Origin of the sequence: Pantoea sp. WEP, from assembly GCF_041678305.1 — a bacterium.
GTDB lineage: Bacteria > Pseudomonadota > Gammaproteobacteria > Enterobacterales > Enterobacteriaceae > Pantoea > Pantoea dispersa.
In genome coordinates this window covers 509,559-533,407 of sequence record NZ_JBGNXB010000001.1, presented here as the reverse complement: position 1 = coordinate 533,407, position 23,849 = coordinate 509,559, and the positions used below count along the sequence as shown (strand labels likewise).

The window sequence follows — 23,849 nt, the reverse complement described above, 5'->3', positions numbered from 1 at the left end:
CTTAACTTACCAGATGGTATAACAGCTTCAGCGCTTTGCGACATCGCAGGGTAAGTGGTATAACAACTTACCGTCTTTCACAGAACCGAAAAATCATGGACCTGAACGAATCCCGCCGCCTCTACCAGCAACTCGCCAGCGAACTCAAGCAGCGCATCGAAGCGGGCAGTTATGCCGTGGGGGCAAAGTTACCGGCAGAGCGGATGATTGCGGAGGCGCACCAGGTGAGCCGCACCGTGGTGCGGGAAGCGATCATCATGCTGGAGGTGGAAGGCTACGTCGAGGTGCGCAAAGGGTCGGGCATTCATGTGATCAGCGACCAGCCACAACCGCGCGACAGCGCCGCCGATCAGCTGGAGTTTGCCAGCTATGGCCCCTTTGAACTGCTGCAGGCGCGCCAGCTGATTGAGAGCAATGTCGCCGAATTTGCCGCCACGCAGATCCGTCCACAGGACATCGTGGCGCTACTGGCAATTCAGGAAAAAGCCCGGCAGGAAGATCATGCGCGCGATTCGACATGGGATATGGAGTTTCACGTGCGCATTGCCCAGGCCACCCAAAACAGCGCGCTGGCTGCTATCGTAGAGAAAATGTGGCGGCACCGGCTGCATAATCCTTACTGGCTCAAGCTGCACGAGCACATTGACGCACGCCATATCACCAGCTGGTGCGACGATCACGATCAGATCTTAAAAGCGCTGATGCGCAAAGATCCCGCCGCCAGCAAACTGGCGATGTGGCAGCATCTGGAAAATACTAAACAGATGCTGTTCGACGCCACCGCCGATGATTTCGAGTTCAACGTTGACCGCTACATGTTTGCAGAAAATCCGGTGATCCTGCCCTGAAGCCGCAATGGCAGAAACGCTGCATTTTCAGGCTAAAAAGTCAGTTAATCTGCAATAGTGTCAGCTCGTGTAAAGCTCCTTTTGACCATCTGCGTCAAAAGGTAAAACTCCTGTGCGACCGCGACTTTAGACTGTCTGAATCCCGCGATTTTTGTTACAGTTATCGCCCTTTTCTTACCCTTTGCGACAGGGCTATAAAAAGTCGCTGATTTAACAATCAATTCTGGATGGATCCGGAAATCCTGCTCAGGTGGCATACCTAAAATGTATAACTTAACCCGCCTGCGCCTAAGCCCCTCACGGGCACGTTTAACAATGATGTTCAGGAATGATTGATGGATATTTTGCAAGCATTGCTGCATGCCCTGTGGCAGCAGGATTACGAAATGCTCTCCGACCCCACGCTGGTGTGGGCGATTTATGGCGTGTTGTTCATGATTCTGTTTCTCGAAAATGGCCTGCTGCCCGCCGCGTTTCTGCCTGGTGATAGTCTGCTGATTCTGGTCGGCGTGCTGATCGCGAAAGGCACCATGAGCTTCCCGCTGACCCTGCTGGTGCTGACCACCGGTGCCAGCCTCGGCTGCTGGGTCAGTTACATTCAGGGCCGCTGGCTTGGCAATACGCCGACGGTGCAGAAATGGCTCTCCCATCTGCCCGCGCAGTATCATCAGCGCGCCCACAGTCTGTTCCATCGCCACGGCTTGTCTGCGCTGCTGATTGGCCGCTTTATCGCCTTTGTCCGTACCCTGCTGCCGACCATTGCCGGCCTCTCTGGCCTGAGCAATGCCCGCTTCCAGTTCTTTAACTGGATGAGCGGCTTCCTGTGGGTGCTGATTCTTACCGTGCTCGGCTTTGCGCTGGGGAAAACCCCCATTTTCCGCCGCTATGAAGATGAGCTGATGTTCTGCCTGATGCTGCTGCCGCTGGTGCTGCTGGTCATCGGTCTGGTGGGTTCACTGGTAGTGCTATGGCGTAAACGTCAGGCGGGTCAGAACGGGAAGTCACAGTAATGACAGGGTTGCGTAATTTCCCCAGGCGTTTACTCCCCTGGCTGTGCGCTGGCGTGCTGGCGCTGCTGGCTATCGGCATTGTGCCCAAACTGATGCAGCATGAAACGGTGGTGAAGATCCGCGTGGCACACAGTGGCACCAATCTGCCGGACGGCTTTTATCTCTACCAGCAGCTTTCGGCGCAGGGCGTGCGGATTAAAAGTATTACCTCAGCAGGCGATGCGCTGGTCATTCATTTTGAGAATGAAGAGCAGAGCCTGGCCGCGCAGAAAGTACTGCGCCGCCTGCTGCCACAGGGCTTTGTCGTGGCGGCGGGTCCGCAGGCGTCACAGCAGGTGGTGGACGCTAATCGCCCCACCTATAGCTGATCCCCGCCGTCGGGTTCACCGCCCGGCGGCACCTCAATCCTCGCTATCCCCGCGTGTTTTTTGAATTTTTTCGTCTGCTGTCTATTCTTAAGTAAGCGCGAGCAGACGACAAGCTGGGATGCCCCTCCTGTCCGGTTTGCGACAGGTCGTCAACAATGGAAGGTAAAAACCTGATGAAACAACAACTACTGCTGGGTGCGATTCTTTTCTCTCTCTCGGGTTCACTGCTGGCAGCGGAATCGCTGTGTCAGCAAAAACAGCAGGATATTCAGCGCGAAATTGAGATGGCGAAACAGCACGACAACCAGCGCCGGGTCACCGGACTGGAACGCGCGCTGACTGAAGTCCGCGCTAACTGCACTGACGAGAAACTGAAATCCGCCCACGCTGAACGCATTGAAGCCCAGCAGCATAAAGTGGCTGAGCGCGAGCACGAACTGCAGCAGGATCGCCAGGAAGGCAAAGACCAGGAGAAGATTGGTAAGCGCGAACGGAAGCTGGAAGAGGCACGCCAGGAGCTGAAAAAGCTGCAGGCCGAGCCTTATTAATCGGACTTAAATAAATGATGTAATGGAGAACACCATGGCTAAAGACACCACATCTGAACATCTGCGTGCGGAACTGAAAAACCTTGCCGACACCCTGGAAGAAGTGCTGAGCAGCTCGGCTGATAAGTCGAAAAGCGAGCTGGATAAACTGCGTCATAAAGCACGCGGTGCCATTGAGAGTTCACGCGAGCGGCTGGGCGAATCCGGCGAACGCATCGCGCAGACCACGCGTGAAGCGGCGGAGAAAGCGGACGTCTACGTGCGTGAAAATCCGTGGCACGGCGTGGGTATCGGCGCAGCAGTCGGCGTGCTGATCGGCATCCTGATTTCACGCCGTTGATATGAGCGAGAATCAGAGCCACGGCCCAGGCAAAGGGGTCTTCAATGTAGGTCAGCGCGTGGTGACAACGCTGGTTGGCATGGTCGAGACACGCGTGCGGCTGGCCGTTGCCGAGCTGGAAGAGGAAAAGGCCAATCTGATCCAGATGCTGATCATGATAGGCCTGACCATGCTGTTTACCGCTTTCGGATTGATGAGCCTGATGGTGCTGATTATCTGGGCGGTGGATGCGCAGTACCGGCTGATGGCGATTGCCATCACCACCGGCGTGCTATTCGCGCTGGCGCTGATTTTTGGTTTATGGACGTTGCGTAAATCCCGGCAGTCCACGCTGTTGCGCCATACGCGCAAAGAGCTGGACACCGATCGCACCTTACTCGAGGAGCATCGCTCATGAGTCAGCGTGAACGTGAAGCACGCATTCATGAATTGCTTAATCAGGTACAGCAGCAGCGGCTGGATCTCAGCGCTGCCCGCCGCGACTGGCTGGAAAGCACCGCGCAGTACGATCGCGGCTGGCTGACGTTTCTCAGCCTGCGCCGCTATCTGGCGATTGGCAGCAGCGCGCTCGCCATCTGGTCGATCCGCAGCCCCAACCGCATCATGCGCTGGGCCAAACGCGGACTCGGTCTGTGGAGCACCTGGCGCATGATCAAATCGGCGATGCCGCCACGCTAACTTCCCCACCTTAAACCGGATCGAAAAGGTTCGGTTTTCCTCCTTCAGAATTCCTGAATAACATCGACAGTTTATCTCGCTTACAACTATTGCTGCGCGCGACTATCATCTCCCTCCATCAGCCCGACGAACTGTTTAACGCGGTTTAGCGGGAAAATAACCCGGCAGGCCAACAACCTGCGCCAAAAACCTTGTTGGAGTAAATGATGAAAAAATTCGAAGACTCAGGCCTGCTGCTGGCACGCGTATTAATGACCATCCTGTTTATTACTGCCGGCTGGGGCAAAATCACCGCCTATGCGGGCACCGCACAGTACATGCAGGCGATGGGCGTGCCCGGCTTCCTGCTGCCGCTGGTGATTCTGCTGGAACTGGGCGGCGGCCTGGCGATTCTGTTCGGTTTCCTGACGCGCTTCACCGCGCTGTTCACCGCCGGCTTCACGCTGCTGACCGCGTTCCTGTTCCACAGTAACTTTGCGGAAGGCGTTAACCAGCTGATGTTCATGAAAAACCTGTCCATCGCCGGTGGTTTCCTGGTGCTGGGTCTGGTGGGTCCGGGCGCCTACAGCGTTGACCGCCTGATTCGTCAGCGCTTTATGCCAGCAACAGCACGCTAAGCACACAAGCCGTGCAACAGCACATATACTGAATAGCAGGGGCGGGGATTTTCCTCGCCCCGTTTTTTTTATGGAGGGCTTATGGGACAACTGATTGACGGTGTCTGGCATGACACCTGGTACGATACGAAGTCAACCGGTGGCCGCTTCAAACGCACAGAAGCAGACTGGCGTAACTGGATCACGGCAGACGGCAGCGCCGGGCCAACCGGGAAAGCCGGCTTTGCCGCCGAGCGCGATCGTTATCATTTATACGTTTCGCTGGCCTGCCCGTGGGCGCATCGCACCCTGCTGATGCGTCAGCTGAAGGGGTTAGAAGAGATGATTTCGGTGTCAGTGGTGCACCCGCTGATGCTGGAGAACGGCTGGACCTTCGACGATGACTTCCCCGCCGCGACCGGCGATTCGCTGTATCAGAACGAATTCCTCTATCAGCTCTATCTGCATGCCGATCCGCAGTACAGCGGGCGCGTGACCGTGCCAGTGTTGTGGGATAAAAAGCAGCACACTATCGTCAGTAATGAATCCGCCGATATCATCCGTATGTTCAACAGCGCCTTCGACGCGCAGGGCGCGCGCGCCGGCGATTACTACCCGCCCGAGCTGCGTGACAAGATCGACGAACTCAACGGCTGGATTTATGACACCGTCAATAACGGCGTCTACAAAAGCGGATTTGCCACGTCACAGTCGGCCTATGATGAAGCCGTAACCGCGCTGTTCCATTCGCTGGCACGGCTGGAGCAGATTCTCGGTCAGCATCGCTATCTGACCGGCGATCGCCTCACCGAAGCCGATCTGCGCCTGTGGACCACGCTGGTGCGCTTTGACCCGGTCTACGTGACCCACTTTAAGTGCGATCGTCATCGCATCAGTGATTACCGTAACCTGAACGGCTTCCTGCGCGATATTTATCAGATGCCGGGCATTGCCGATACGGTAAACCTGCCGCACATCCGCCATCACTACTACTGCAGCCACAAGACCATCAATCCGAACGGCGTTATTTCGCTGGGACCGGCTTTTGACTGGGATGAGCCGCACGGCCGCGGTTAACGACTGGCTTACGCATGCCTGCCCTTCTCTCCCGCCATTGGAAAAGGAAGGCAGGCAGTATCGCGCTGCCTCAGGCAAATTTGATCAACACCATCCCGGCCAGCAGCAGTGCCACGCCCAGCCAGCCGCGGGTGTTCAGGCGTTGTCCAAACAGGATCCAGCCTGCCGCTACGGTCGCCACCAGACCGAAACCGCCCCACAAGGCATAGGCCACCGAGAGATCGATCCCCTTCACTGCCTGCGACAGGGCACTGAATGCCGCCAGGACAGCCACCAGCGATACCACGCCATACAGCGGACGGCGGAAGCCGTTGGCGTATTTCAGCGCGATGTTCGCCACAATTTCCAGCACGATGGCCAGCGCCAGCCAGGCAAGATGCACGACGTTAAGCGTGGTCATGACGCAGCTCCTTACGGCTGAATGTCCCCGCTTTGATCAGCGCGATACCCGCGATCAGCGTGATCAAAACCGCCGCCTTCATCACCGACAGCGCCTCGTCAAACAGCATCACGCTGAACAGGGTGATAAACAGAATACCCACGCCTTCCCACATGGCATAAGCCACGCCAAGGGCAATACGTTTAACGGCAAAAGTGAGGAAGATGTATGACAGGGCGATCATCAACAGCATAAAAATATAGCCGGCGCTGCCGCCATTAACGCTGGCCCATTTCATTGACACGGTGCCCGTAATTTCGGCAGCAATCGCTAACGCTAGTAAAATCCAGTACAGCATGATTTCTCTCCTGTGAGAAATAAACGCCATCCACGCGCAAACCGCAGCGTGATAGCTGAAAAAGATAAAAAGTTAAGAAGGAGAGAAAAAACTACAGCGCGAAGCGCCAGTGCCGATCGCTTAGTGAGCAGGAGAAAACGCAGGTGGGTGAAGAGGTTAATACGTAAAGTGTAACGAAATGGTTATCCATAATTTTACAACTTATCCACGTTGTTGCTTTTCCCGGTGTGGATGAAAAATTGTCCTCAGTAGTTGAACACGCGCCTATTCTGGCACAGGGAAAAGAATATTTTTGCGGATTTGCGTTTCTTTACGCAGGGAAATGGGAGTTTTGTGTGGTTTTCTGGCTTCGTGCGGTTTTCTGCCCTCACCCTAACCCTCTCCCGCGGGGAGAGGGAATAGTTAAGTGCGGTCTGGCAGGGCGAGTACTCAACTCGCCACACGCACAATCGGTCCCTTCTCCCGCCTGCGGGAGAAGGTTAGGATGAGGGACAGCACGCACCACACCCCCAAAAACAAAACGCCCGCAGATTTTCACCTGCGGGCGCTCATTAAAAAAGTCGAAACTGACCGATAAGCCGGGTTCTGTCGTGGACAGTCATTCATCTAGGCCAGCAATCGCTCACTGGCTCAAGCAGCCTACCCGGGTTCAGTACGGGCCGTACCATGTGAACCCCTATTTGGCCTTGCTCCGGGTGGAGTTTACCGTGCCACGGACTGTTGCCAGCCGCGCGGTGCGCTCTTACCGCACCCTTTCACCCTTACCTGATCCCATTACTGGGCCATCGGCGGTTTGCTCTCTGTTGCACTGGTCGTAGGCTTGCGCCCCCCAGGCGTTACCTGGCACCCTGCCCTATGGAGCCCGGACTTTCCTCCCCTCTGCCCGTCTCCCCCGAAAGGGACGACGACAAAGCGGCGACTGTCTGGTCAGCTTCGGCGCGGGATAATAGGCGATCCGCCCGCGTTTGTCACGCCTCTTGCTGCTCCAGCGCATACTTGTACAGGGCGTTTTTCTTAACTCCATGAATTTCCGCCGTCAGCGCCGCCGCCTTTTTCAGCGGCAGCTCAGCCTGCAGCAGCGCCAGCGTGCGCAGCGCCTCTGCCGGCAGCGTCTCTTCATCCGCTTTATGGCCCTCGACAATCAGCACCATCTCGCCCTTGCGACGATTCTCATCCGCCTGCACCCACGCCAGCAATTCCCCCACCGGCGCACCGTACAATGACTCCCAGGTTTTGGTCAGCTCTCGTGCCAGCACCACGTAGCGCGCCGCGCCCCATACGCTGACCATATCCTGTAGCGTATCCAGCACGCGATGGGTCGATTCGTAGAAAATCAGCGTGCGCGGCTCGTCACTCAGTGCACGCAGCGCATCGCAACGTCCTTTACTTTTGGCCGGCAGAAACCCTTCGTAACAGAAACGATCGGACGGTAATCCCGCCGCGCTCAATGCTGTGATCGCCGCACAGGCACCGGGCAACGGCACCACGCGCACCCCGGCTTCGCGGCAACGACGCACCAGATGGTAGCCCGGATCGTTGATTAACGGCGTGCCCGCATCGGAAACCAGCGCAATGCTCTGGCCCTCCTGCAGCTTCGCTAACAGCACGTCGGCTTTCTGCTGTTCGTTATGGTCGTGAAGTGCGAACAGTCGCGCATTGATGGCGAAATGTTGTAGCAACAGCCCGGTATGACGTGTATCTTCCGCAGCGACCAGATCGACGCTCGCAAGCACCGTCAGCGCACGCTGCGTGATATCACCCAGGTTACCGATCGGGGTAGGAACGATATAGAGCGTGCTGGCAGAAATCTCTGCCCGATCGAGTTGTTTCATTGTTTCATCCGAATTGCCGATTTAATATTGAGCATCTTGAAAAAAACATCACTGGATACAGTATGCTTCCTTCGAAAGTCGTACGTCATAAAGCAGGACGCCTGGTCCCTGTTTTGCTCGCGGGCCTGATTCTGGCCGCCTGTAGCGGCCAGGGACCGCAGCAAACCTCAAGCGTAAACGTGCAGGGTCCTGCCACGGGCCGCTCTGACTATTATCTGCAGCAGGTGCAGCAAAGCAGCGATGATAGCAAGACCGACTGGCAATTACTTGCCATCCGTGCCCTGCTGAAGGAAGGAAAGTATCCGCAGGCGCAAAATCAGCTCGGTCAGCTGCCACAGCAGCTCTCTGATGTACAACAGCAGGAACTGCTGCTGCTGCGCGCCCAGCTGCAAATTGCCCAGCAGGATTTCAACGGTGCTCAGCAGCTGCTGGGACAGATAAAAGCCGCTGACCTGTCGCAGGATCAGCAGGTGCGCTACTACGCGCTGCAGATTGCCGCTGCGCAAAATCGTCCGTCGCTCGCGCTGCTGCGCGCCTATATTGCTCAGGAACCGCTGCTGAAAGGCGCCGATCACCAGAGCAATATTGACGCCACCTGGCAGGCGCTGACCCAGCTTACCCAGGATCAGCTCAACAGCGTGGTGATCAATGCCGACGAAAATACGCTGCAGGGCTGGCTCGACCTGCTGAATACCTGGCATGCCAACAGTCAGGATGCCCAGATGCTGAAAGCCGCCATTAGCGACTGGCAGACGCGCTATCCGCAAAACCCCGGCGCGAAAACCCTGCCGACCCAGCTCAGCCAGGTGCAGAACTTTACTAAAGCCTCGACCAGCACAATCGCGCTGCTGCTGCCGCTTAATGGTCAGGCGCAGGTGTTCGCCAGTGCCATCCAGAAAGGCTTTAACGATGCGAAAAACGGTGTGCTGACTGCGCCGGCGGCACCTGCCGCACCGGCCAGCAGCGATGCCAGCGCCTCCACGCAGCAGCCCGCCAGCACGGCAACGCCTGCCAATGGCGATGCCAACGCGGTAGTCAGTCCGGCGGCCGCGGCCATCACGCCGTCAGACAGCGCACAGCCGCAGCAGCCCGCCGCACAGCCAGCCGTCGCGCAGCCTGCCAGCAGCGCCCAGGTGAAAGTGTATGACACCAGCAGCCAGCCGATTGCTCAGGTGATGCAGCAGGCGCAGCAGGATGGTGCCACCCTGGTGGTCGGTCCGCTGCTGAAAAATAACGTGGAACAGGTCGCCAACAGCCAGACACCGCTGAACGTGCTGGCGCTCAACGAGCCAGAGCAGATCCAGAACCATCCGAATATTTGCTATTTTGCGCTTTCTCCTGAAGACGAAGCGCGCGATGCCGCGCACCATATCTGGGATCAGGGCAAACGCCAGCCGTTGCTGCTGATGCCGCGCAGCAGCTATGGAGACCGCGTGGGCAAAGCGTTTGCGCAGGAGTGGCAGAAGCTGGGCGGCGCAACCGTGTTGCAGCAGCGTTTCGGCGGCGTGGGCGAGCTGAAACAGGGCATCAACAGCGGCGCCGGTATTGCACTGAGCGGCACGCCGCTGACGGTACAGCCGGACCAGCCGCAGGGCGTGGCGGTCGCCGGTCTGACGATTCCGGCACCGCAGACCAGCGCTCCGGCACCTGAGAGCGCCAGCAGCAGCGGCAGCGTTGATGCGGTTTACATTATTGCCACTCAGGACGAACTGCAGCTGATCAAGCCGATGATTGCCATGCGCACCAGCAGCCGCAATAACATCGCCCTGTATGCCAGCTCGCGCAGTGCGCAGGCCGGTGCCGGTCCGGACTTCCGGCTGGAGATGGATGGCCTGCAGTTCAGCGATATTCCGCTGCTGTCCGGTGCCAATCCAGGCCTGATGCAGCAGGCGGCGCGCAGTTTCAACAACGACTATTCGCTGGTACGCCTCTATGCGATGGGCATTGATGCCTGGACGCTGGCGAACCAGTTTAACCAGATGCGCCAGGTGCCGGGCTTCGCCATTGATGGCAACACCGGCAAGCTGAGCGCCGACACGGATTGCGTGATCAACAGGAAGTTGGCATGGAACCAGTATCGTCAGGGACAAATCGTTCCGGTGCAGTAAACCGCCAGCGCCTCGGCGCTGAGCAGGAGCAGCAGGCGCGTCGCTACCTTGAGCGCGCCGGACTGCAGTGGGAAGCCAGCAATGTGCGCTGCCGCAGCGGGGAAATCGACCTGATTATGCGCGACGCGGATTGCTGGGTGTTTGTTGAAGTGCGCTATCGGCGCGATGCACGTTTTGGCGGCGCGGCTGCCAGCGTGACGCGCCAGAAACAACGAAAGCTGCTGCGTACCGCTGCGCTGTGGTTGCTGGCACGCGGCGGCAGTTTTGATACGGTGAATTGCCGTTTTGACATCATCGCCATCACCGGACGCGAACTGGTGTGGCTGGCCGATGCCTTTCGTGCGGATGGATAGAACCAGGTGGTCTTGTGCAGGACAGAATTAAAGCGTGTTTTACCGAAAGTATTCAGACGCAAATCGCCGCAGCCGAAGCGCTGCCAGATGCGATTTCCCGCGCCGCGATGACGCTGGTGCAGTCACTGCTGAACGGCAACAAAATCCTCAGCTGCGGTAACGGCGCCTCGGCGGCTAACGCCCAGCATTTTGCCGCCAGCATGATTAACCGTTTTGAGACTGAGCGTCCCAGCCTGCCGGCGCTGGCGCTGAGTGCGGACAATGTGATGCTGACGGCAATCGGTAACGACCGTCTGCACGACGAAATTTATGCCAAGCAGGTTCGTGCGCTTGGACAGGCCGGCGATGTTCTGCTGGCCATCTCCACCCGTGGCAACACCCGCGATATTGTTAAAGCGGTGGAAGCTGCGGTTACCCGCGATATGACTATCGTCGCGCTGACCGGCCATGACGGCGGTGAGCTGGCGGGCCTGCTCGGTCCGCACGATGTGGAAATTCGCATTCCGTCACATCGCAGCGCACGCATTCAGGAGATGCATATGCTGACGCTGAACTGCCTGTGCGATTTGATTGATAACACCTTGTTCCCACACCAGGAATGACTGAAGGAGCTCAAATGAAAGCATTGAACGCTATCGCCATTCTGTTAACCGCCATGCTGCTGCAGGGCTGCGTGGCGGTTGTCGCCGGCGGCGCTGCGGTCGCCACCAAAACCGCCACCGACCCGCGTACCGTGGGCACGCAGGTTGATGACGGCACGCTGGAGCTGCGCGTCACTAACGCGCTGGCAAAAGATGAGCAGATCAAAAATCAGGCGCGCGTGGTCGTGACCGCGTATCAGGGCAAAGTACTGCTGACCGGTCAGGCACCGTCAGCCGATCTCGCCAGCCGGGCGAAACAGATCGCCATGGGCGTTGATGGCGCGACTGAGGTGTATAACGAGATTCGCACCGGGCAGAAAGTGAGCCTCGGCACGTCTTCATCAGATACGTGGATCACCACCAAAATCCGCTCGCAGCTGCTGGGCAGCGATCAGGTGAAATCGTCCAACGTGAAAGTCACCACTGAGAACGGGGAAGTGTTCCTGCTGGGTCTGGTAACGCAGGAAGAAGCGAAGGCAGCAGCGGATATCGCCAGCCGTGTCAGCGGTGTGAAGCACGTCACCACCGCCTTTACCATTCTGAAATAATGCCACAGGCGGCCAGCAGGGCCGCCTTTTTTACACCGGAATATCAATCACCAGCGCACGCAGCGGCGTTTCCGCCTGCAGCGTAATCTGCGCCTCTTCACTGACAAACGCCCCATCGCCACAGCGCAGCTGCTCCTGATGCGCACTGCTGGCCCGTACCTCAAGCGCACCGTGAATCGACTGCAAATAGGCGCGCGGTCCATGCAGCGCCAGACTGTACTGCTCGCCCGGTGCCAGCGTGACCTGATGTACCCACACCTGCTGGCGCAGCTGCAAACTGCCGTCCGCGCCATCCGGTGACGCAATCAGCACATGGGTTTGCTGCGGCAGCGCGCGTTTTTGCAGCAGCGGATTTTCCCGTTCCGGACAGGCGGCCAGCCATAGCTGCATGCGCGTCAGTGGGCGATCCTTGCTGATATTGTGTTCGCTGTAATTGACGCCCTGGCGGGCCGACAGCAGCATCGCTTCGCCCTCGCGCGCCACCAGGTGATTGCCTTCGCTGTCGCGGTATTCGGCTTCACCCTGCAGCACCAGGTTGAGCACATCCACCTGCGGATAGGTGCGCGGCTGAAATGCCGCACCGGGTGCCAGCACTTCCTGATTCAGCACGCGCAGCGAGGCGTAGCCCATCAGCTGGGGATCAAAATAGTGGCCAAATGAGAAGCTATAGCGCGCCTGCAACCAACCGAAATCGGCCTGGCCACATGCGGACGCGCAGCGGGTTGTCATCATGCTTTACCTCCGACGCACTGCGGTGAGAATCCACCACAGGCTTTATACGTCAATGGTAAAAGGCTGGACGCCGGATTGTTAGCCAGTTAATCTGCCTGGCATATTCAAATTTACTGACAGAGAGTCGGCATGGCTAAAGAGCGCGCGTTAACCCTGGAAGCTTTACGTGTGATGGATGCTATTGACCGTCGCGGCAGCTTCGCCGCGGCGGCCGACGAGCTGGGACGCGTGCCATCGGCGCTGAGCTACACCATGCAGAAGCTGGAAGAGGAGCTGGATGTGGTGCTGTTTGACCGCTCCGGCCATCGCACCAAATTCACCAACGTCGGGCGAATGCTGCTGGAACGCGGCCGCGTGCTGCTGGAAGCCGCCGATAAACTCACCACCGATGCCGAAGCGCTGGCGCGCGGCTGGGAAACCCATCTGACCATCGTGGCCGAAGCGCTGATCCCGACCGAGCTGCTGTTCCCGCTGGTAGAGAAGCTGGCCGAGAAAGCCAATACGCAGATTTCGCTGGTCACTGAAGTGCTGGCGGGCGCGTGGGAGCGACTGGAGCAGGGCCGCGCCGACATCGTGATCGCGCCGGATTTGCATTTTCGCGCCTCCACCGAAATCAACACGCGCAAGCTGTACAGCATTATGAGCGTGTATGTTGCCAGTCCGGATCACCCGATTCATCAGGAAGCGGAGCCGCTGTCCGAGGTCACGCGCGTTAAGTATCGCGGCATCGCTGTGGCGGACACCGCGCGCGAACGTCCGGTATTGACGGTGCAGCTGCTGGACAAACAGCAGCGCCTGACGGTAAGCAGCATGGATGATAAACGCCGCGCGCTGCTGGCCGGTCTGGGCGTAGCGACCATGCCCTATCCGATGGTAGAGAAAGATATCGCCGAAGGCCGCCTGCGCGTCGTCAGCGCCGAGTACACCCGTGAGGTGGATATTATTATGGCGTGGCGCCGCGATAGCATGGGTGAAGCCAAAGCCTGGTGCCTGCGTGAGATTCCGAAACTGCTGGCGAAACGCGGCTGATTTCGGGGCTGGCGGCCTTTCGCCCTCACCCCAGCCCTCTCCCGCACGCGGGAGAGGGAGCCGTCCGGCATGGTTTGAGGGCCAGAATTCAGTCAATCCACCGGGCGCTGAGGATCAGCGCCTGAACTTACTCACCGCTGGATCGGTCCCCTCGCCCGCTTGCGGGAGAGGGTTAGGGTGAGGGACAAACCGCACCCATCCCCCATCACAACCGGCTCAGACAATCCATCGCCACCGCTTTAAAGCTGACGAAATCAGCGCAGTCGCGCAGTCTTGTCACCGCTCTTTCGCGCAGGAAGGTGACAAACAGATCGTAAATCGCCATCGCCTCCTCGTATTCACTCTTACTGATCGCCAGCAGAAAAATTACCGAAGCCGTCTCATCGCCCCAGCTCACGCCGTGCGGTGCCAGCACGGTATAAACCACGGTTTTTTTAGCCAGTAATCCCAGCGAGTGTGGCAGCGCAATCCCTTCGCCCAGCATGGTACTGACAATCGCTTCACGCTCTTCAACCGAAGGATAAAAATCAGCATCGACATAGCCCTCCGCCTCAAGCCGATCGCACAGCAGGCGGAACAGCGCCGACTGGCTCATTGGCCGGTCGAGCACCATGAAATGCTGCGCGTCGAAGTACTTCTCCAGCATGTAAGGCCGGGTGCGGTCCACCAGCACCAGCTTGCCGAGCTGTTCCAGCTGAAACTCCGTAGGGAACGGCGACATCATCACTACCGGCTTGTTCTTCTCGCTGAGCCGCGCGGTTGAAATAACAAAATCTTCATCAATGTGTGCACGCACTTCGTAATCGCGCTGCGACAGCCGCGCCGTCACCACCAGCTGCGGGTATTTGCGCAGCAGCAGCGCCTCGATCATGCGCAGCGTGGAGTTGCCGCTGTCGCAAACCAGCAACACCTGCGGGTGTCGCTGATAGCCGACATCGTAATGTCGCTCCAGCCCGACGCCGATGTGCAGCACCAGAAAGCCAATCTCGTTTTCGCTGATGGTATACGGCGTGTATTTGCCCCAGCTGGTGACGGCCGCCAGCGTTACATCGTAGGCCATCGGATAGTGCTGCTTGATGTTACTCAGCAGCGGATTGGGGATGTGGATCTGATAGCGCACGCGGGTGATCATGGTTTTGATGTGCGTGAGCAGATCGGCGCGCAGCTGCTCATCCTGCTGCAGCCGGTAGTTGTAATGGGTGTTGATGTAGTTAAGCAGGTAATCCACCAGCGCATCCGCGTCATCGGCGTTGATGGTGCTGGGGGCCAGCGCCTGAATCTGCCGCGCCGCAATATTAACGCGCAGCCAGTTCTCTTCGGCCTGCGAGATGCCTTTGCCCACCAGCGGACGCATCAGATTAACCAGATCGTGCGCCGCCTCGCGTATCTCCTCGCCGACATCCTCCGCGCCGGGATCGCTGAGCGGGAAGCCTTCGCTGATGCGACGCACCGCCACCGCGCAGTAAATCAGCAGATAGCGCTCGCCTTCATCGCTCAGCCGGATGGCATGCTGCGTGAAACACTGCGCCAGCAGCGGCTGCAGCTGCGCCAGCATGCCGCTGTGCAGCGCCTCGACCGTCAGCAGCGGGCTGTCCGGCGTCTGCTGGTCGATTTGCCACAGCAGATCGGTCAGGCAGGTGCGAATCGCCGCCTCGCTGCCAAACAGTTTCATACCGTAGCGCGGCTTGGTTTCGATGTTGAGATGATAGCGGCCCAGCCACTCGCGCACTTCCGCCATGTCGCTCTGCAGCGTGGCGCGGCTGACGAACCACTCTTCCGACAGATCTTCCAGCTTGAGCGAATACGCGGCGGTGAGAAAGCGGCTCAGCAAATAGCGCACCCGATCCTGCGAGGTGCGCGGCACCCGCAGCGGTGCCGCACTCTCCTGCTGCAGGCGGCCGAAGCGCACCGCGTCGTCGATTTTTAGCTGATAGCCCGCGCCGCGCGCCAGCACGAACTGAGCGCCGTGCTGTTCCAGCAGCGCATTGAGCGCGGTGATGTCGGTGCGCACCGTGCGCGTTGAAACGGAAAAACGCCGCGCCAGCTCATCCTGTGGCAGCGTTTCGCTTTGCAGCGCCGCGAAGAGTTGAGCTAAACGCTGATTGGGAAATCTCACGGAGCCTCACCTGTTACTCATTTGTTACAGCAGTTTCTTGCACGTTGCCAGAAGCTGACGCACATCGTCAATGCGCGTGTCGCCGCTGGCGCTATCAATAATCGAGCTGTAAACGTGCGGGATGACTTTACTGACCCCGGCCTCCAGAGCAATCCGCACAATCTCTTCGAAATTACTGAGATCGATACCGCCGGTCGGCTCCAGCCAGAAATCATGGCGCGCACAGGCGTCCGCCACCGCGCGATACTCCTCCACCGCTTTCAGGCCGCCCATCGGGAAATACTTCACCGAACTGCCGCCCATATCCTGCAGCATGGCAATCGCCGTGGCGATCGGCACAATACCGTCCGCCGCCTGCGAACTGCGCGGACCGGTGGAGATTTTCACCTTGCCCGGCGTGCCGGTTGGTGAAACCAGACCGTTCACGATAGTGTGTGACTGTCCGAGCAGCGCGCGGCTGGTGGCCACGCCGGTAAAGACCTGATTAACGTGCTGCGGCTGCAGTTCTGCCGAGATTTCACTGACCATCGCCGACTGATTCGGGTCGCCCGCGCCCAGCCCGACCGACAGCGCATTATCAATCAGCGCCGCGTACTCGCGCATATCGGCAATCGCGGCCTCATTCGAGGCGTAGTTTTTCGACAAAACGCCGACCAGCACATGCCCTTCTGCCGCCTGCCAGATCGCCTGCGCATTCTGCTTTGAACCGGCCAGCACGTTGAGGCACAGACGGTCCTGATAGAAATTGGGGTTGAGATTCATGCGCGTTTTCCTCCGCTGAGCAGCGCCTGGATGCGGCTAAAGATGATGTGCAGCTGTTCCGCGCTGACGCTGCGCACATCCGCTTCGATAATGCCTTCGTTGGCTTTATAGCCGCGGAAATAGATGGCGATGTCGCCGTTTTTCAGCGCCTGCACCAGCTCGCCGGTCGGCCAGCCCGTCACCGCTTCATCAAATTTGATCTCAGCGCGGGCGATATCACGACCAGCGGCATCCCACACCACGCGCGCGCTGACGCCGTTCAGCGTGTTGAGGTTATCGATAAAGGGCGTCATCTTCGCCACCATGTCAGCGCCGCTGGTTTTGCTCTGCAGCAGGTAGTTTTCAATCGCCTGAGTCAGACCGAGAATGCCCTCTTTGCCGACTTTCATCGCGCGGCCAATGCCGTTGCTCTGGCGTTTCACCCACTCGACGTACTGGCTGCGGCCAATCACCAGGCCGCTGGTTGGCCCTTCGATGGCTTTGGCACCGCTGTAGATCACCAGGTCGGCCCCCATCTGGTAATAGCACTGCAAATCCTCTTCGGCCGCCGCATCGACAATCAGCGGAATACCGTGTTTGCGCGCGACCACCGCCGCCTGTTCGACGCTGAGATGGCTTTTCTGCACACAGTGATGCGACTTGACGTACAGCAGCGCCGCGGTGGTCGGCGTGATGGCCGCCGCCAGCTGTTCTGGCGAGCACTCATTACTGTAGCCGGCCTCAATCAGGCGTCCGCCGCCCAGCGCCACCATGCTGCCCACTGGCGCGCCGTAGTTCACGTTATGGCCTTTCGGCACCACGATGTCGTGCGGCACGCTGAGCGGCGCGGCGTGCAGGTTATCCAGCAGCCAGTCGTTATCTTTGACGATCACCGCCGCTACGCACTGGGCAATACCGGCCGAGGCGCAGGACACCACCACCGCGTTTTCGACTTCCAGCAGGCGCGCGATGTAAGCACCGGTTTTGTTGACCAGATCTTTGATCTCAAAGTAGTGATTGAGGCCGTAGCTGACGGTATCCACCACGTCGGCGGACGGCGTCGACACGCCGAGAATGGTCATACGGCCGGAGGCGTTGATCACCTGTTTCAGGTCATATTTCTCATAAATCGAAGACATGATGCGCTTTCCCTTCCTCAGTCAGATGCCACTGGCCCGCGATCACCACGGCCAGCGGCAGCAAATGTTGCTCACCCGTGACCCGTTCGCCTTCAGCATCGACGAACGGGCGGGCTTCCTCTTTGACGGTAAAAATGGTCAGATCGGCGTCATAACCGGCGGTCAGATGACCTTTACCGGCCAGACGCAGACCCGCTGCGGCATTAACGGTGACGCAGGCGATCACCTGCGGCAGCGTCATGCCGATGGAGAAAAATTTCGACATCACGTGCGCCAGGCTGTGCACCGGGCCGTTGATGCGGTTGCGACAATAGATATCGGAGCTGATGGTGTCCGGCAGAATGCCCTGGGCAATCGCCTCGCGCGCCACCGCAAAACTGAAGCTGGCGCTGCCGTGGCCGATATCCAGCTTCACGCCGCGCGCGATCGCCTGCTTAACCGCCGCTTTCAGCTCGCCCTGCGGTGACAGAATGCGGTTCGGCTTGCCGTTGAAGCAGTGAGTGATAATGTCGCCGGAAGTGAGCAGCGCGGCGATCTCTTCCAGCACCGGCGGGTTGTTACCGATGTGCACCATCAGCGGCAGATTGCCCGCCGCCTGCTGAATGGCTTTGGCGCGCACCAGCGGCTGAATGCCGTTGTCGCCGACCACGCTGCTGCTCATGCGTGCCTTCAGGCCGACAATAAAGTCCGGGCGACGCTGTACCGCCTGCACCACCGCTTCGCCGTCGATCTGCGCCATATCGGCCAGTTCGTTCTGCGTGACGATGCCGGTGCGCGAGATGTTGATCAGCGCGCGCACTTCGGTCTTCGCGCTGCGCGTCAGCTGATAAAAGTCGTCGATGTGATCGGCACCGGTGCTGCCCGCATCCACCACGGTGGTGACCCCCTGCGCCACGCCAATCGCGTCGGCTTCGTCGTGGTAAATCGGTGATTTGGGATAGCAGTGTACGTGGCTGTCAATCCAGCCCGCGCTGACGTAGTAGCGGCCGCCGAGATCGCGCTCCTGTTGCGCTGCGCCGTCCACCTTACCGACCGCCGCGATTTTGCCGGCGCGAATCGCGATATCCACCAGCTGTTCATCACACAGACGCGCGCGGCGCAGAATCAGATCAAACATAAAACCCCCATTTACAGAGCGCACATGCCGTAGCGGCGCAATTTATTGCGCGATAAATCGCGCCGCTACGGGATTGTGCAGCCATTTAGCGCTTACAGCGAAACCGGGAAGATAGCGCCAAGCACCATGGCACCGAGAATGGCGCCGCCGGTAATCGGCTTGTTCCACAGGTAAAACAGCAGCGCACCGACCAGCGAACCGAGGCCGATCGGAATCGACGCCGCCATGGCAGACAGAATAATCAGTGGACCAAGGAAGCGACCCGAGGCATTACCGGCTCCCATCATTACGTCCGCGCCGTAGGTGGAATCGCTCTGGTTGATGGTGAATTTGCGCGCGAGGATAATCACGTAGCCAATCGCCACGCCAATCACCAGCCCGGTTGCCAGCGAGGCGGCAAAGTTCGCCACCGGAAACACGATACCGGCTCCCAGCAGCAGCGCTGGCACACCGAGGCCGACGCCGGTCTGAATCGCGCCGCCGATATCCAGAATCCCTACCAGCGAGCCTTCAATGATGCGCGCAAACAGGAAGCTGGCACCAAACGCCGCCACCGCGCCGTACACGCCGGTTTCCATGCCGGAGCGCAGCATCGAAACGAATGCCACTTCGTTAAAAGCACCGATGCCGTACAGGTAGTACATGTGCGTCCCGGCGAATACGCCGGAGGAGAGCAGGCCGACAAACAGCGGGAAAGACCAGTCGGCGTACCAGAACCCTTTGTTTTCGTTCTCGTTCATGCTGAAGGCTCCTTATTTGCCGCTCAGGCTGTTGTGGATCATGTCGAGCCAGCCAGGGATGCCGAGCTGGAAGGATTGCAGCAGTTTCACATCGAAGCCACGGAAGAAGCCGCTCAGCACAAACAGCAGGACAATCGCAGCCATCATCACTTTGGTGACTTTGTTCCAGCCGCTCTCTTCCACGCCTTTACCGATCAGAATGCCCAGCACCAGACCCGGCACGGCGTTACCCATGATCAACTGCGCCAGACCACCAAAAATGGTTGCCCAGAAGCCCGATTTCTTACCGGCATCTATCGCCGCCAGCCAGAAGATCACCGGCATCACCGTGTTCACCAGCAGATTCGCCGCCGGCACCAGCACTTTTACCGCAGTCACCTGCAGCGCAGCCGGTACGGCAGAAGCGGTACTGTTCAGGAAGGCCACCACGATCATGCCGATGATGCCGCAGGCAATCGCCATGCGTTTCGGGTTATGCAGCGTTTCCGCGACGTTGCGGTTCTTTACCATCAGTGCGGCCGCGCCCCAGTTCGGCAGAATGCGGTGATCCACATCCTGCGTGAAGGAGCCCGCGGCAACGGAGGATGCCCAGGCGTTAAAGAAGAAGCCGAGACCAAAGGAGAAGTGCGAAGCCGGATCGCCCTCGCAGGAGTTGAGCTCGCCCAGCGTACGGAAGGCACCCATGCCCTGCGTGACAGGCGCGTGGAACATGCGCGCCGCGCCCGCTCCAACGCCCACGCCGACTAATCCACCTATGATCAACGACTTAAACAAAATGATTAAAAACATAATGTTACCCTTGTTGTCGTTATTCTTACGTTGCTGTGAAGGTCACGCTCTCGGTGTCGATCACAGTGACGCTGACGGTAATTTCCAGCTCCACGCTGTAATTCCGCCGTTCACGCGCGAGGAAGAAGAACAGAAATTTCTCCTTCCGCACGCTCTCCTGCGCGCGCAGCACCCGCACATCGAGCGGTTCAATGCGCAACAGAATTTTCTGGCTGGTGCGCAGCACCTGCTGCTGCACCTTGCTGAGCGCATCGGCGAAGGCTTTTGCTTTGCTGTCGCCTTTGCCCTGCACCGTGACCTGCGTCTCATACTGTTGTTTCATGCTTAGCTGCCGTGTTTTTTATTCCAGGCCTGAACCAGACGCTCACCCAGCTCTTCTTTATCCATGAAGCCAAAACCGAGCACGGTGGCGCCTTCGTTGATGGCGGTTACCCCTTCGTCAACCGAACGCATGCCGTGTTTGGCTTTGTAGCCGTACTTGTTCTGCGCGGTGATGGCACCGGCGCCGCCGCTGCCGCAGAAGGAGATGCCGAAATCAGCGTTTTCCGCTTTCATCACGTCGCCCAGTTTCATATCCGCCGCCACGCCCGGCACCACTACTGCCCGGCCGCCGGCTTTTTCCACGCCAGCTGCCACTTTCTGCCCTTTACCCAGACGATCGCCAATCACTACCGTTACCATATTCCGTTCCTCTCTCAATTCATGCTTCGTTCGATTTCGCCACTTCGATATGCACCGACAGCAGCCAGGCTTCTTCGACAGGCAAATTGCCAAACAGATCCACCACCTGCTGCGCCAGCGCCATGGTCTCAGGCGAGATGTCCTCAAACAGTTCGGCTTCGACGTCCGGTAGCGCCTCTCCGGTGAGAGAGCGAGCCGCCATGGCGCGGACATGTGAGGCCAGCATTTGCTGTTGCACCGCATTGGCTGCAATGTGGTGCGCGGCATACAGCGCCGCGATTTGATTCATCACCTTATCCGCCAGCGCCTGGATTGCCTCCGGCGTGCTCGGTTTCAGCGGGACAGCATCACTCCTCACCTTGTTACTCCTGTTTACAGCGGACAATGTCAGATAATTCGCGTTGAGAAGAAATTACGCTGTCCGCCTGGCGGTGTGGAGACGCAACATTTCCACCTCAAAGTGGAAATCCCACGGGCGACTGTGCGCCAGATCGCACGATGCACGAACTATGCGAGATTGCTCACGAAATGCGTGAAATGAGGTAAAAAGCGGGATAAAAACGGTGGAATGACGCGAAGCCGCGGCAGGAATAAGGCCAGCCTGCAGGCTGGCCCGGTTTATCAGCGGAATTTCTTATGGTTGGCGTTACGGATATCTTCCAGTTTCTTCGCTTCGGTTTTCGCCTCGTCCAGCTTGTTGGCCTGCGCCAGCTGGTCGACAACGTCGATCTGGGCAATCAGTGAGTCCAGACCGGCGTGGTAATCCTTAATCTGTGCGCTGTCAGCGCCCTGACCTTCCAGTTTTTCCGGCGTGGATTTTTTTGCATCCTGCGCAGCGGCACGCATCTTGCCCAGTGCAGCGTGCATTTCCTGCGCGTCAGAGGTTTTCTTAACGACACTCAGCCCGTCTTTCAGGGTATCCATATCCTGCTCCAGGTCAGCCGCGAACAGGCTGGCTGAAGAGAACAGCAACGACAAAGACAACATAGCAATCACATGCTTACGCATAACGTTTTCCTTTAATTATTATCAGGCGAAAAAAAAGCAGCCGCTGTGGGCTGCTTTCATCAAGCGATGTCTTTATTGTCCGGCGATTTTCATCTCCGGCAGCAGCACCGATCCGCATTGTATATTGCTGCGCGTTTCAATGTCGTTACCGACCGTTACCATATTGAGCCACATATCTTTGAGGTTACCCGCAATTGTGATCTCGCTCACAGGGTATTGAATTTCACCGTTTTCAACCCAGAAGCCAGCCGCACCGCGTGAGTAGTCGCCGGTCATGGCGCTGACGCTGGAACCCATCATCTCGGTAACGATCAAACCGCGCCCCATCTGCTTCACCAGATCGTCAAAGCTGTGGCCCTGACCGGCGATGCGCCAGTTATGAATGCCGCCCGCGTGGCCGGTGCTTTGCAGGCCAAGCTTACGCGCCGAATAGCTGGTCAGCAGCCAGTTCTGCAGCACGCCATCTTTCACGATTTCGCGCGCTTCGGTGCGTACGCCTTCGCTGTCGAACGGCGTCGACGCCAGCCCTTTCAGCAGGTGCGGCTTCTCTTCAATCGTCAGCCACGACGGCAGAATCTGCTGGCCCAGCGCGTCGAGCAGGAAGGTGGATTTACGGTAAACGCTGCTGCCGCTGATCATGCCCACCAGATGGCCGAACAGGCCGGTGGCCACTTCCGGCGCAAACAGCACCGGCGCTTTCATGGTCGGCAGCTTACGTGGCGAAAGACGTGCCAGCACGCGGCGCGCGCACTCCGCGCCCACCCAGTCGGCGCTTTGCAGATCGCCCATCGCGCGGCCAATGGTGTAGGCGTAGTCGCGCTCCATGTCACCATTGTGCTCGGCAATGACGCAGCTCGACAGCGAATGCCGGCTCGAGCAGTAGCTCTGCAGCATGCCGTGGCTGTTACCAAAGACTTTGATGCCGACGTGGCTGTTAAAGCTGCCACCCTCGGTATTGGTGATGCGTTTATCAGCCTGCAGCGCGGCCTGCTCGGCCTGCGCGGCCAGCTCAATGGCGCGATCGGCGTCGATCTCCCACGGGTGATAGAGATCGAGATCCGGCGCCTCAAACGCCAGCAGATCGCGCTCGGCCGGCGCAGCACAGGGATCGGGCGAGGTGTAGCGCGCGATATCGATCGCCGCCTGCACGGTGCGTTTAATCGCTTCCGGGCTGAGATCGGTCGAGGAAGCACTGCCTTTGCGGTTTTGGTGATAGACGGTGATGCCAAGCGCGCCATCGCTGTTGAATTCGACGTTTTCCACTTCGCCGTAGCGGGTACTGACACCGATTCCGGTGGTTTTGGTGACCGCCACTTCTGCTCCGTCGGTGCTGGCTTGCGCCAGTTCCAGCGCCTGCGCGACAGCCTGTTCCAACACTTTACGTTGTTCTGCAACCTGAGTAGATACGTTCATCGACCTGCCGTCTAATCTTAAGTATGAATTTATTGAGTCTATCAGACTCAGAGAACAATTTCGCAGTCGCCCGATAAACTGGTAGGATTAGCCTCTTTTTTTAGGGAGCCAACAGATGACGAAGCAGCCCGAAGACTGGCTCGACGATGTGCCGGATAATCAGGAAGAAGAAGACGAAGAGATTATCTGGGTCAGTAAAAGTGAAATTAAACGCGACGCCGAGGAGCTGAAACGCCTGGGCGCCGAGTTAGTGGATTTAGGGAAAAACTCCCTGGATAAGATCCCGCTTGATGAACAGCTGCGTGACGCCATTGAACTGGCGCAGCGCATTAAGAAGGAAGGCCGCCGCCGCCAGCTGCAGCTGATTGGTAAAATGCTGCGTCAGCGCGACGAAGAACCAATCCGCCTGGCACTGGATAAGCTGAAGAACCGCCACAACCAGCAGGTTGCACTTTTCCATAAGCTGGAGCAGCTGCGCGATCGGCTGATCGAGCAGGGTGATGACGCGGTGGCGGAAGTGCTGAATCTCTATCCGCACGCTGACCGTCAGCAGCTGCGCAGTATGATCCGCAACGCGCAGAAAGAGAAAGCCGCCAGTAAGCCGCCAAAAGCCGCCCGCCAGATTTTCCAGTACCTGCGCGAGCTGGCTGAAGCGTAAGT

The 23,849-nt window shown here is 58.5% G+C and carries 30 protein-coding genes and 1 other RNA gene; 15 read left to right on the top strand and 16 right to left on the bottom strand.

Annotated elements, in window-relative coordinates; genetic code table 11:
• The first annotated feature begins 95 nt into the window (after nucleotides 1–95).
• The 9 genes from exuR to ABVR31_RS02535 all read left to right on the top strand — a co-directional run bounded on the left by exuR (nucleotide 96) and on the right by ABVR31_RS02535 (nucleotide 5,465).
• Nucleotides 96–848, top strand: coding sequence for a transcriptional regulator ExuR (exuR, locus tag ABVR31_RS02575; protein ID WP_058759846.1), 753 nt, complete (start codon nucleotides 96–98; stop codon nucleotides 846–848).
• A gap of 335 nt (nucleotides 849–1,183) precedes the next feature.
• Nucleotides 1,184–1,858 carry a DedA family protein gene (locus ABVR31_RS02570; protein ID WP_021509705.1) on the top strand — a complete coding sequence of 225 codons (675 nt, stop codon included), beginning with the start codon at nucleotides 1,184–1,186 and terminating at the stop codon, nucleotides 1,856–1,858.
• Nucleotides 1,858–2,226: an EnvZ/OmpR regulon moderator MzrA gene (gene mzrA, locus ABVR31_RS02565; RefSeq protein ID WP_031280145.1), complete on the top strand. Its 369-nt coding sequence runs from the start codon at nucleotides 1,858–1,860 to the stop codon at nucleotides 2,224–2,226. Before ABVR31_RS02570 ends, mzrA begins: the two co-directional genes overlap by 1 nt.
• Nucleotides 2,227–2,399: 173 nt before the next feature.
• Nucleotides 2,400–2,774 (top strand): DUF1090 domain-containing protein, encoded by a 375-nt coding sequence (locus ABVR31_RS02560; RefSeq protein ID WP_031280146.1) that lies wholly within the window; start codon nucleotides 2,400–2,402, stop codon nucleotides 2,772–2,774.
• A 34-nt stretch (nucleotides 2,775–2,808) separates the two neighbouring features.
• On the top strand, nucleotides 2,809–3,114 hold the full coding sequence (locus ABVR31_RS02555) for a YqjD family protein (RefSeq protein WP_021509708.1): 306 nt from the start codon (nucleotides 2,809–2,811) through the stop codon (nucleotides 3,112–3,114).
• Nucleotide 3,115: 1 nt separating this feature from the next.
• A complete protein-coding gene (locus ABVR31_RS02550) occupies nucleotides 3,116–3,511 on the top strand; it encodes a phage holin family protein (protein ID WP_021312955.1) in 396 nt (131 codons plus the stop codon).
• Nucleotides 3,508–3,792, top strand: coding sequence for a YqjK-like family protein (locus ABVR31_RS02545; protein WP_010618800.1), 285 nt, complete (start codon nucleotides 3,508–3,510; stop codon nucleotides 3,790–3,792). Before ABVR31_RS02550 ends, ABVR31_RS02545 begins: the two co-directional genes overlap by 4 nt.
• Nucleotides 3,793–3,998: 206 nt before the next feature.
• Nucleotides 3,999–4,409 carry a DoxX family protein gene (locus tag ABVR31_RS02540; RefSeq protein WP_141497050.1) on the top strand — a complete coding sequence of 137 codons (411 nt, stop codon included), beginning with the start codon at nucleotides 3,999–4,001 and terminating at the stop codon, nucleotides 4,407–4,409.
• 81 nt (nucleotides 4,410–4,490) lie between these two features.
• Nucleotides 4,491–5,465, top strand: coding sequence for a glutathione S-transferase family protein (locus ABVR31_RS02535; RefSeq protein ID WP_372771761.1), 975 nt, complete (start codon nucleotides 4,491–4,493; stop codon nucleotides 5,463–5,465).
• 70 nt (nucleotides 5,466–5,535) lie between these two features.
• Here the strand turns inward: ABVR31_RS02535 and mdtI are convergent, their stop codons facing one another.
• The 4 genes from mdtI to rsmI all read right to left on the bottom strand — a co-directional run bounded on the left by mdtI (nucleotide 5,536) and on the right by rsmI (nucleotide 8,034).
• Nucleotides 5,536–5,865: a multidrug/spermidine efflux SMR transporter subunit MdtI gene (mdtI, locus tag ABVR31_RS02530; RefSeq protein ID WP_021509711.1), complete on the bottom strand. Its 330-nt coding sequence runs from the start codon at nucleotides 5,863–5,865 to the stop codon at nucleotides 5,536–5,538.
• Nucleotides 5,852–6,202 (bottom strand): multidrug/spermidine efflux SMR transporter subunit MdtJ, encoded by a 351-nt coding sequence (mdtJ, locus tag ABVR31_RS02525; RefSeq protein ID WP_372771760.1) that lies wholly within the window; start codon nucleotides 6,200–6,202, stop codon nucleotides 5,852–5,854. Before mdtJ ends, mdtI begins: the two co-directional genes overlap by 14 nt.
• A gap of 558 nt (nucleotides 6,203–6,760) precedes the next feature.
• An RNA gene (rnpB, locus tag ABVR31_RS02520) (RNase P RNA component class A) lies at nucleotides 6,761–7,137 on the bottom strand.
• Nucleotides 7,138–7,170: 33 nt separating this feature from the next.
• Nucleotides 7,171–8,034, bottom strand: a complete 864-nt coding sequence (gene rsmI / locus ABVR31_RS02515) for a 16S rRNA (cytidine(1402)-2'-O)-methyltransferase (RefSeq protein ID WP_058759850.1) — start codon at nucleotides 8,032–8,034, stop codon at nucleotides 7,171–7,173.
• Between the two features lie 62 nt (nucleotides 8,035–8,096).
• Between rsmI and ABVR31_RS02510 the strand changes: the two genes are divergently transcribed.
• From ABVR31_RS02510 to dolP, 4 genes are read left to right on the top strand one after another with little or no spacing between them, the layout of a single operon-like run.
• The gene (locus ABVR31_RS02510; RefSeq protein ID WP_349844151.1) at nucleotides 8,097–10,142 is read left to right on the top strand and encodes a penicillin-binding protein activator; all 2,046 of its coding nucleotides are present in this window, start codon (nucleotides 8,097–8,099) and stop codon (nucleotides 10,140–10,142) included.
• The gene (locus tag ABVR31_RS02505; protein WP_372771759.1) at nucleotides 10,100–10,495 is read left to right on the top strand and encodes a YraN family protein; all 396 of its coding nucleotides are present in this window, start codon (nucleotides 10,100–10,102) and stop codon (nucleotides 10,493–10,495) included. Before ABVR31_RS02510 ends, ABVR31_RS02505 begins: the two co-directional genes overlap by 43 nt.
• 14 nt (nucleotides 10,496–10,509) lie before the next feature.
• Nucleotides 10,510–11,097, top strand: coding sequence for a DnaA initiator-associating protein DiaA (diaA, locus tag ABVR31_RS02500; protein ID WP_021509716.1), 588 nt, complete (start codon nucleotides 10,510–10,512; stop codon nucleotides 11,095–11,097).
• A gap of 14 nt (nucleotides 11,098–11,111) precedes the next feature.
• Nucleotides 11,112–11,684, top strand: coding sequence for a division/outer membrane stress-associated lipid-binding lipoprotein (gene dolP, locus ABVR31_RS02495; RefSeq protein WP_021509717.1), 573 nt, complete (start codon nucleotides 11,112–11,114; stop codon nucleotides 11,682–11,684).
• A 30-nt stretch (nucleotides 11,685–11,714) separates the two neighbouring features.
• Here the strand turns inward: dolP and ABVR31_RS02490 are convergent, their stop codons facing one another.
• Nucleotides 11,715–12,416, bottom strand: coding sequence for a pirin family protein (locus ABVR31_RS02490; protein WP_031280148.1), 702 nt, complete (start codon nucleotides 12,414–12,416; stop codon nucleotides 11,715–11,717).
• Between the two features lie 129 nt (nucleotides 12,417–12,545).
• On the opposite strand from ABVR31_RS02490, the gene ABVR31_RS02485 reads away from it, so the two are divergent.
• Entirely contained in the window at nucleotides 12,546–13,445 is a 900-nt protein-coding gene (locus ABVR31_RS02485; RefSeq protein ID WP_021509719.1) for a LysR family transcriptional regulator, read from the top strand.
• A gap of 205 nt (nucleotides 13,446–13,650) precedes the next feature.
• On the opposite strand, the gene ABVR31_RS02480 is transcribed toward ABVR31_RS02485, so the two are convergent.
• The 11 genes from ABVR31_RS02480 to pmbA form a co-directional block, all read right to left on the bottom strand.
• Nucleotides 13,651–15,561, bottom strand: coding sequence for a transcription antiterminator (locus ABVR31_RS02480; protein ID WP_021509720.1), 1,911 nt, complete (start codon nucleotides 15,559–15,561; stop codon nucleotides 13,651–13,653).
• A gap of 24 nt (nucleotides 15,562–15,585) precedes the next feature.
• Nucleotides 15,586–16,323 (bottom strand): KDGP aldolase family protein, encoded by a 738-nt coding sequence (locus ABVR31_RS02475; protein ID WP_372771758.1) that lies wholly within the window; start codon nucleotides 16,321–16,323, stop codon nucleotides 15,586–15,588.
• The gene (locus ABVR31_RS02470; RefSeq protein WP_058759854.1) at nucleotides 16,320–17,441 is read right to left on the bottom strand and encodes a DgaE family pyridoxal phosphate-dependent ammonia lyase; all 1,122 of its coding nucleotides are present in this window, start codon (nucleotides 17,439–17,441) and stop codon (nucleotides 16,320–16,322) included. Before ABVR31_RS02470 ends, ABVR31_RS02475 begins: the two co-directional genes overlap by 4 nt.
• Nucleotides 17,425–18,558, bottom strand: coding sequence for an amidohydrolase/deacetylase family metallohydrolase (locus ABVR31_RS02465; protein WP_021509723.1), 1,134 nt, complete (start codon nucleotides 18,556–18,558; stop codon nucleotides 17,425–17,427). The genes ABVR31_RS02470 and ABVR31_RS02465 overlap by 17 nt, the downstream gene beginning before the upstream one ends.
• Nucleotides 18,559–18,650: 92 nt before the next feature.
• Nucleotides 18,651–19,298 (bottom strand): DUF4310 family protein, encoded by a 648-nt coding sequence (locus ABVR31_RS02460; protein ID WP_021509724.1) that lies wholly within the window; start codon nucleotides 19,296–19,298, stop codon nucleotides 18,651–18,653.
• 12 nt (nucleotides 19,299–19,310) lie between these two features.
• On the bottom strand, nucleotides 19,311–20,087 hold the full coding sequence (locus tag ABVR31_RS02455; protein WP_021509725.1) for a DUF4311 domain-containing protein: 777 nt from the start codon (nucleotides 20,085–20,087) through the stop codon (nucleotides 19,311–19,313).
• 25 nt (nucleotides 20,088–20,112) lie between these two features.
• Nucleotides 20,113–20,409, bottom strand: a complete 297-nt coding sequence (locus ABVR31_RS02450) for a DUF4312 family protein (protein ID WP_021509726.1) — start codon at nucleotides 20,407–20,409, stop codon at nucleotides 20,113–20,115.
• Nucleotides 20,410–20,411: 2 nt separating this feature from the next.
• Nucleotides 20,412–20,768 (bottom strand): SFCGS family glycine-rich protein, encoded by a 357-nt coding sequence (locus ABVR31_RS02445; RefSeq protein WP_021509727.1) that lies wholly within the window; start codon nucleotides 20,766–20,768, stop codon nucleotides 20,412–20,414.
• 19 nt (nucleotides 20,769–20,787) lie between these two features.
• On the bottom strand, nucleotides 20,788–21,126 hold the full coding sequence (locus ABVR31_RS02440; protein WP_010617110.1) for a glycine dehydrogenase: 339 nt from the start codon (nucleotides 21,124–21,126) through the stop codon (nucleotides 20,788–20,790).
• Nucleotides 21,127–21,389: 263 nt separating this feature from the next.
• Nucleotides 21,390–21,776 carry a cytochrome b562 gene (cybC, locus tag ABVR31_RS02435; RefSeq protein WP_021509728.1) on the bottom strand — a complete coding sequence of 129 codons (387 nt, stop codon included), beginning with the start codon at nucleotides 21,774–21,776 and terminating at the stop codon, nucleotides 21,390–21,392.
• A 72-nt stretch (nucleotides 21,777–21,848) separates the two neighbouring features.
• On the bottom strand, nucleotides 21,849–23,189 hold the full coding sequence (gene pmbA / locus ABVR31_RS02430; protein WP_372771757.1) for a metalloprotease PmbA: 1,341 nt from the start codon (nucleotides 23,187–23,189) through the stop codon (nucleotides 21,849–21,851).
• A gap of 115 nt (nucleotides 23,190–23,304) precedes the next feature.
• Here pmbA and yjgA point away from each other — a divergent pair, with 115 nt between their 5' ends.
• Nucleotides 23,305–23,847 carry a ribosome biogenesis factor YjgA gene (yjgA, locus tag ABVR31_RS02425; protein ID WP_058759857.1) on the top strand — a complete coding sequence of 181 codons (543 nt, stop codon included), beginning with the start codon at nucleotides 23,305–23,307 and terminating at the stop codon, nucleotides 23,845–23,847.
• Nucleotides 23,848–23,849: the final 2 nt, after the last annotated feature.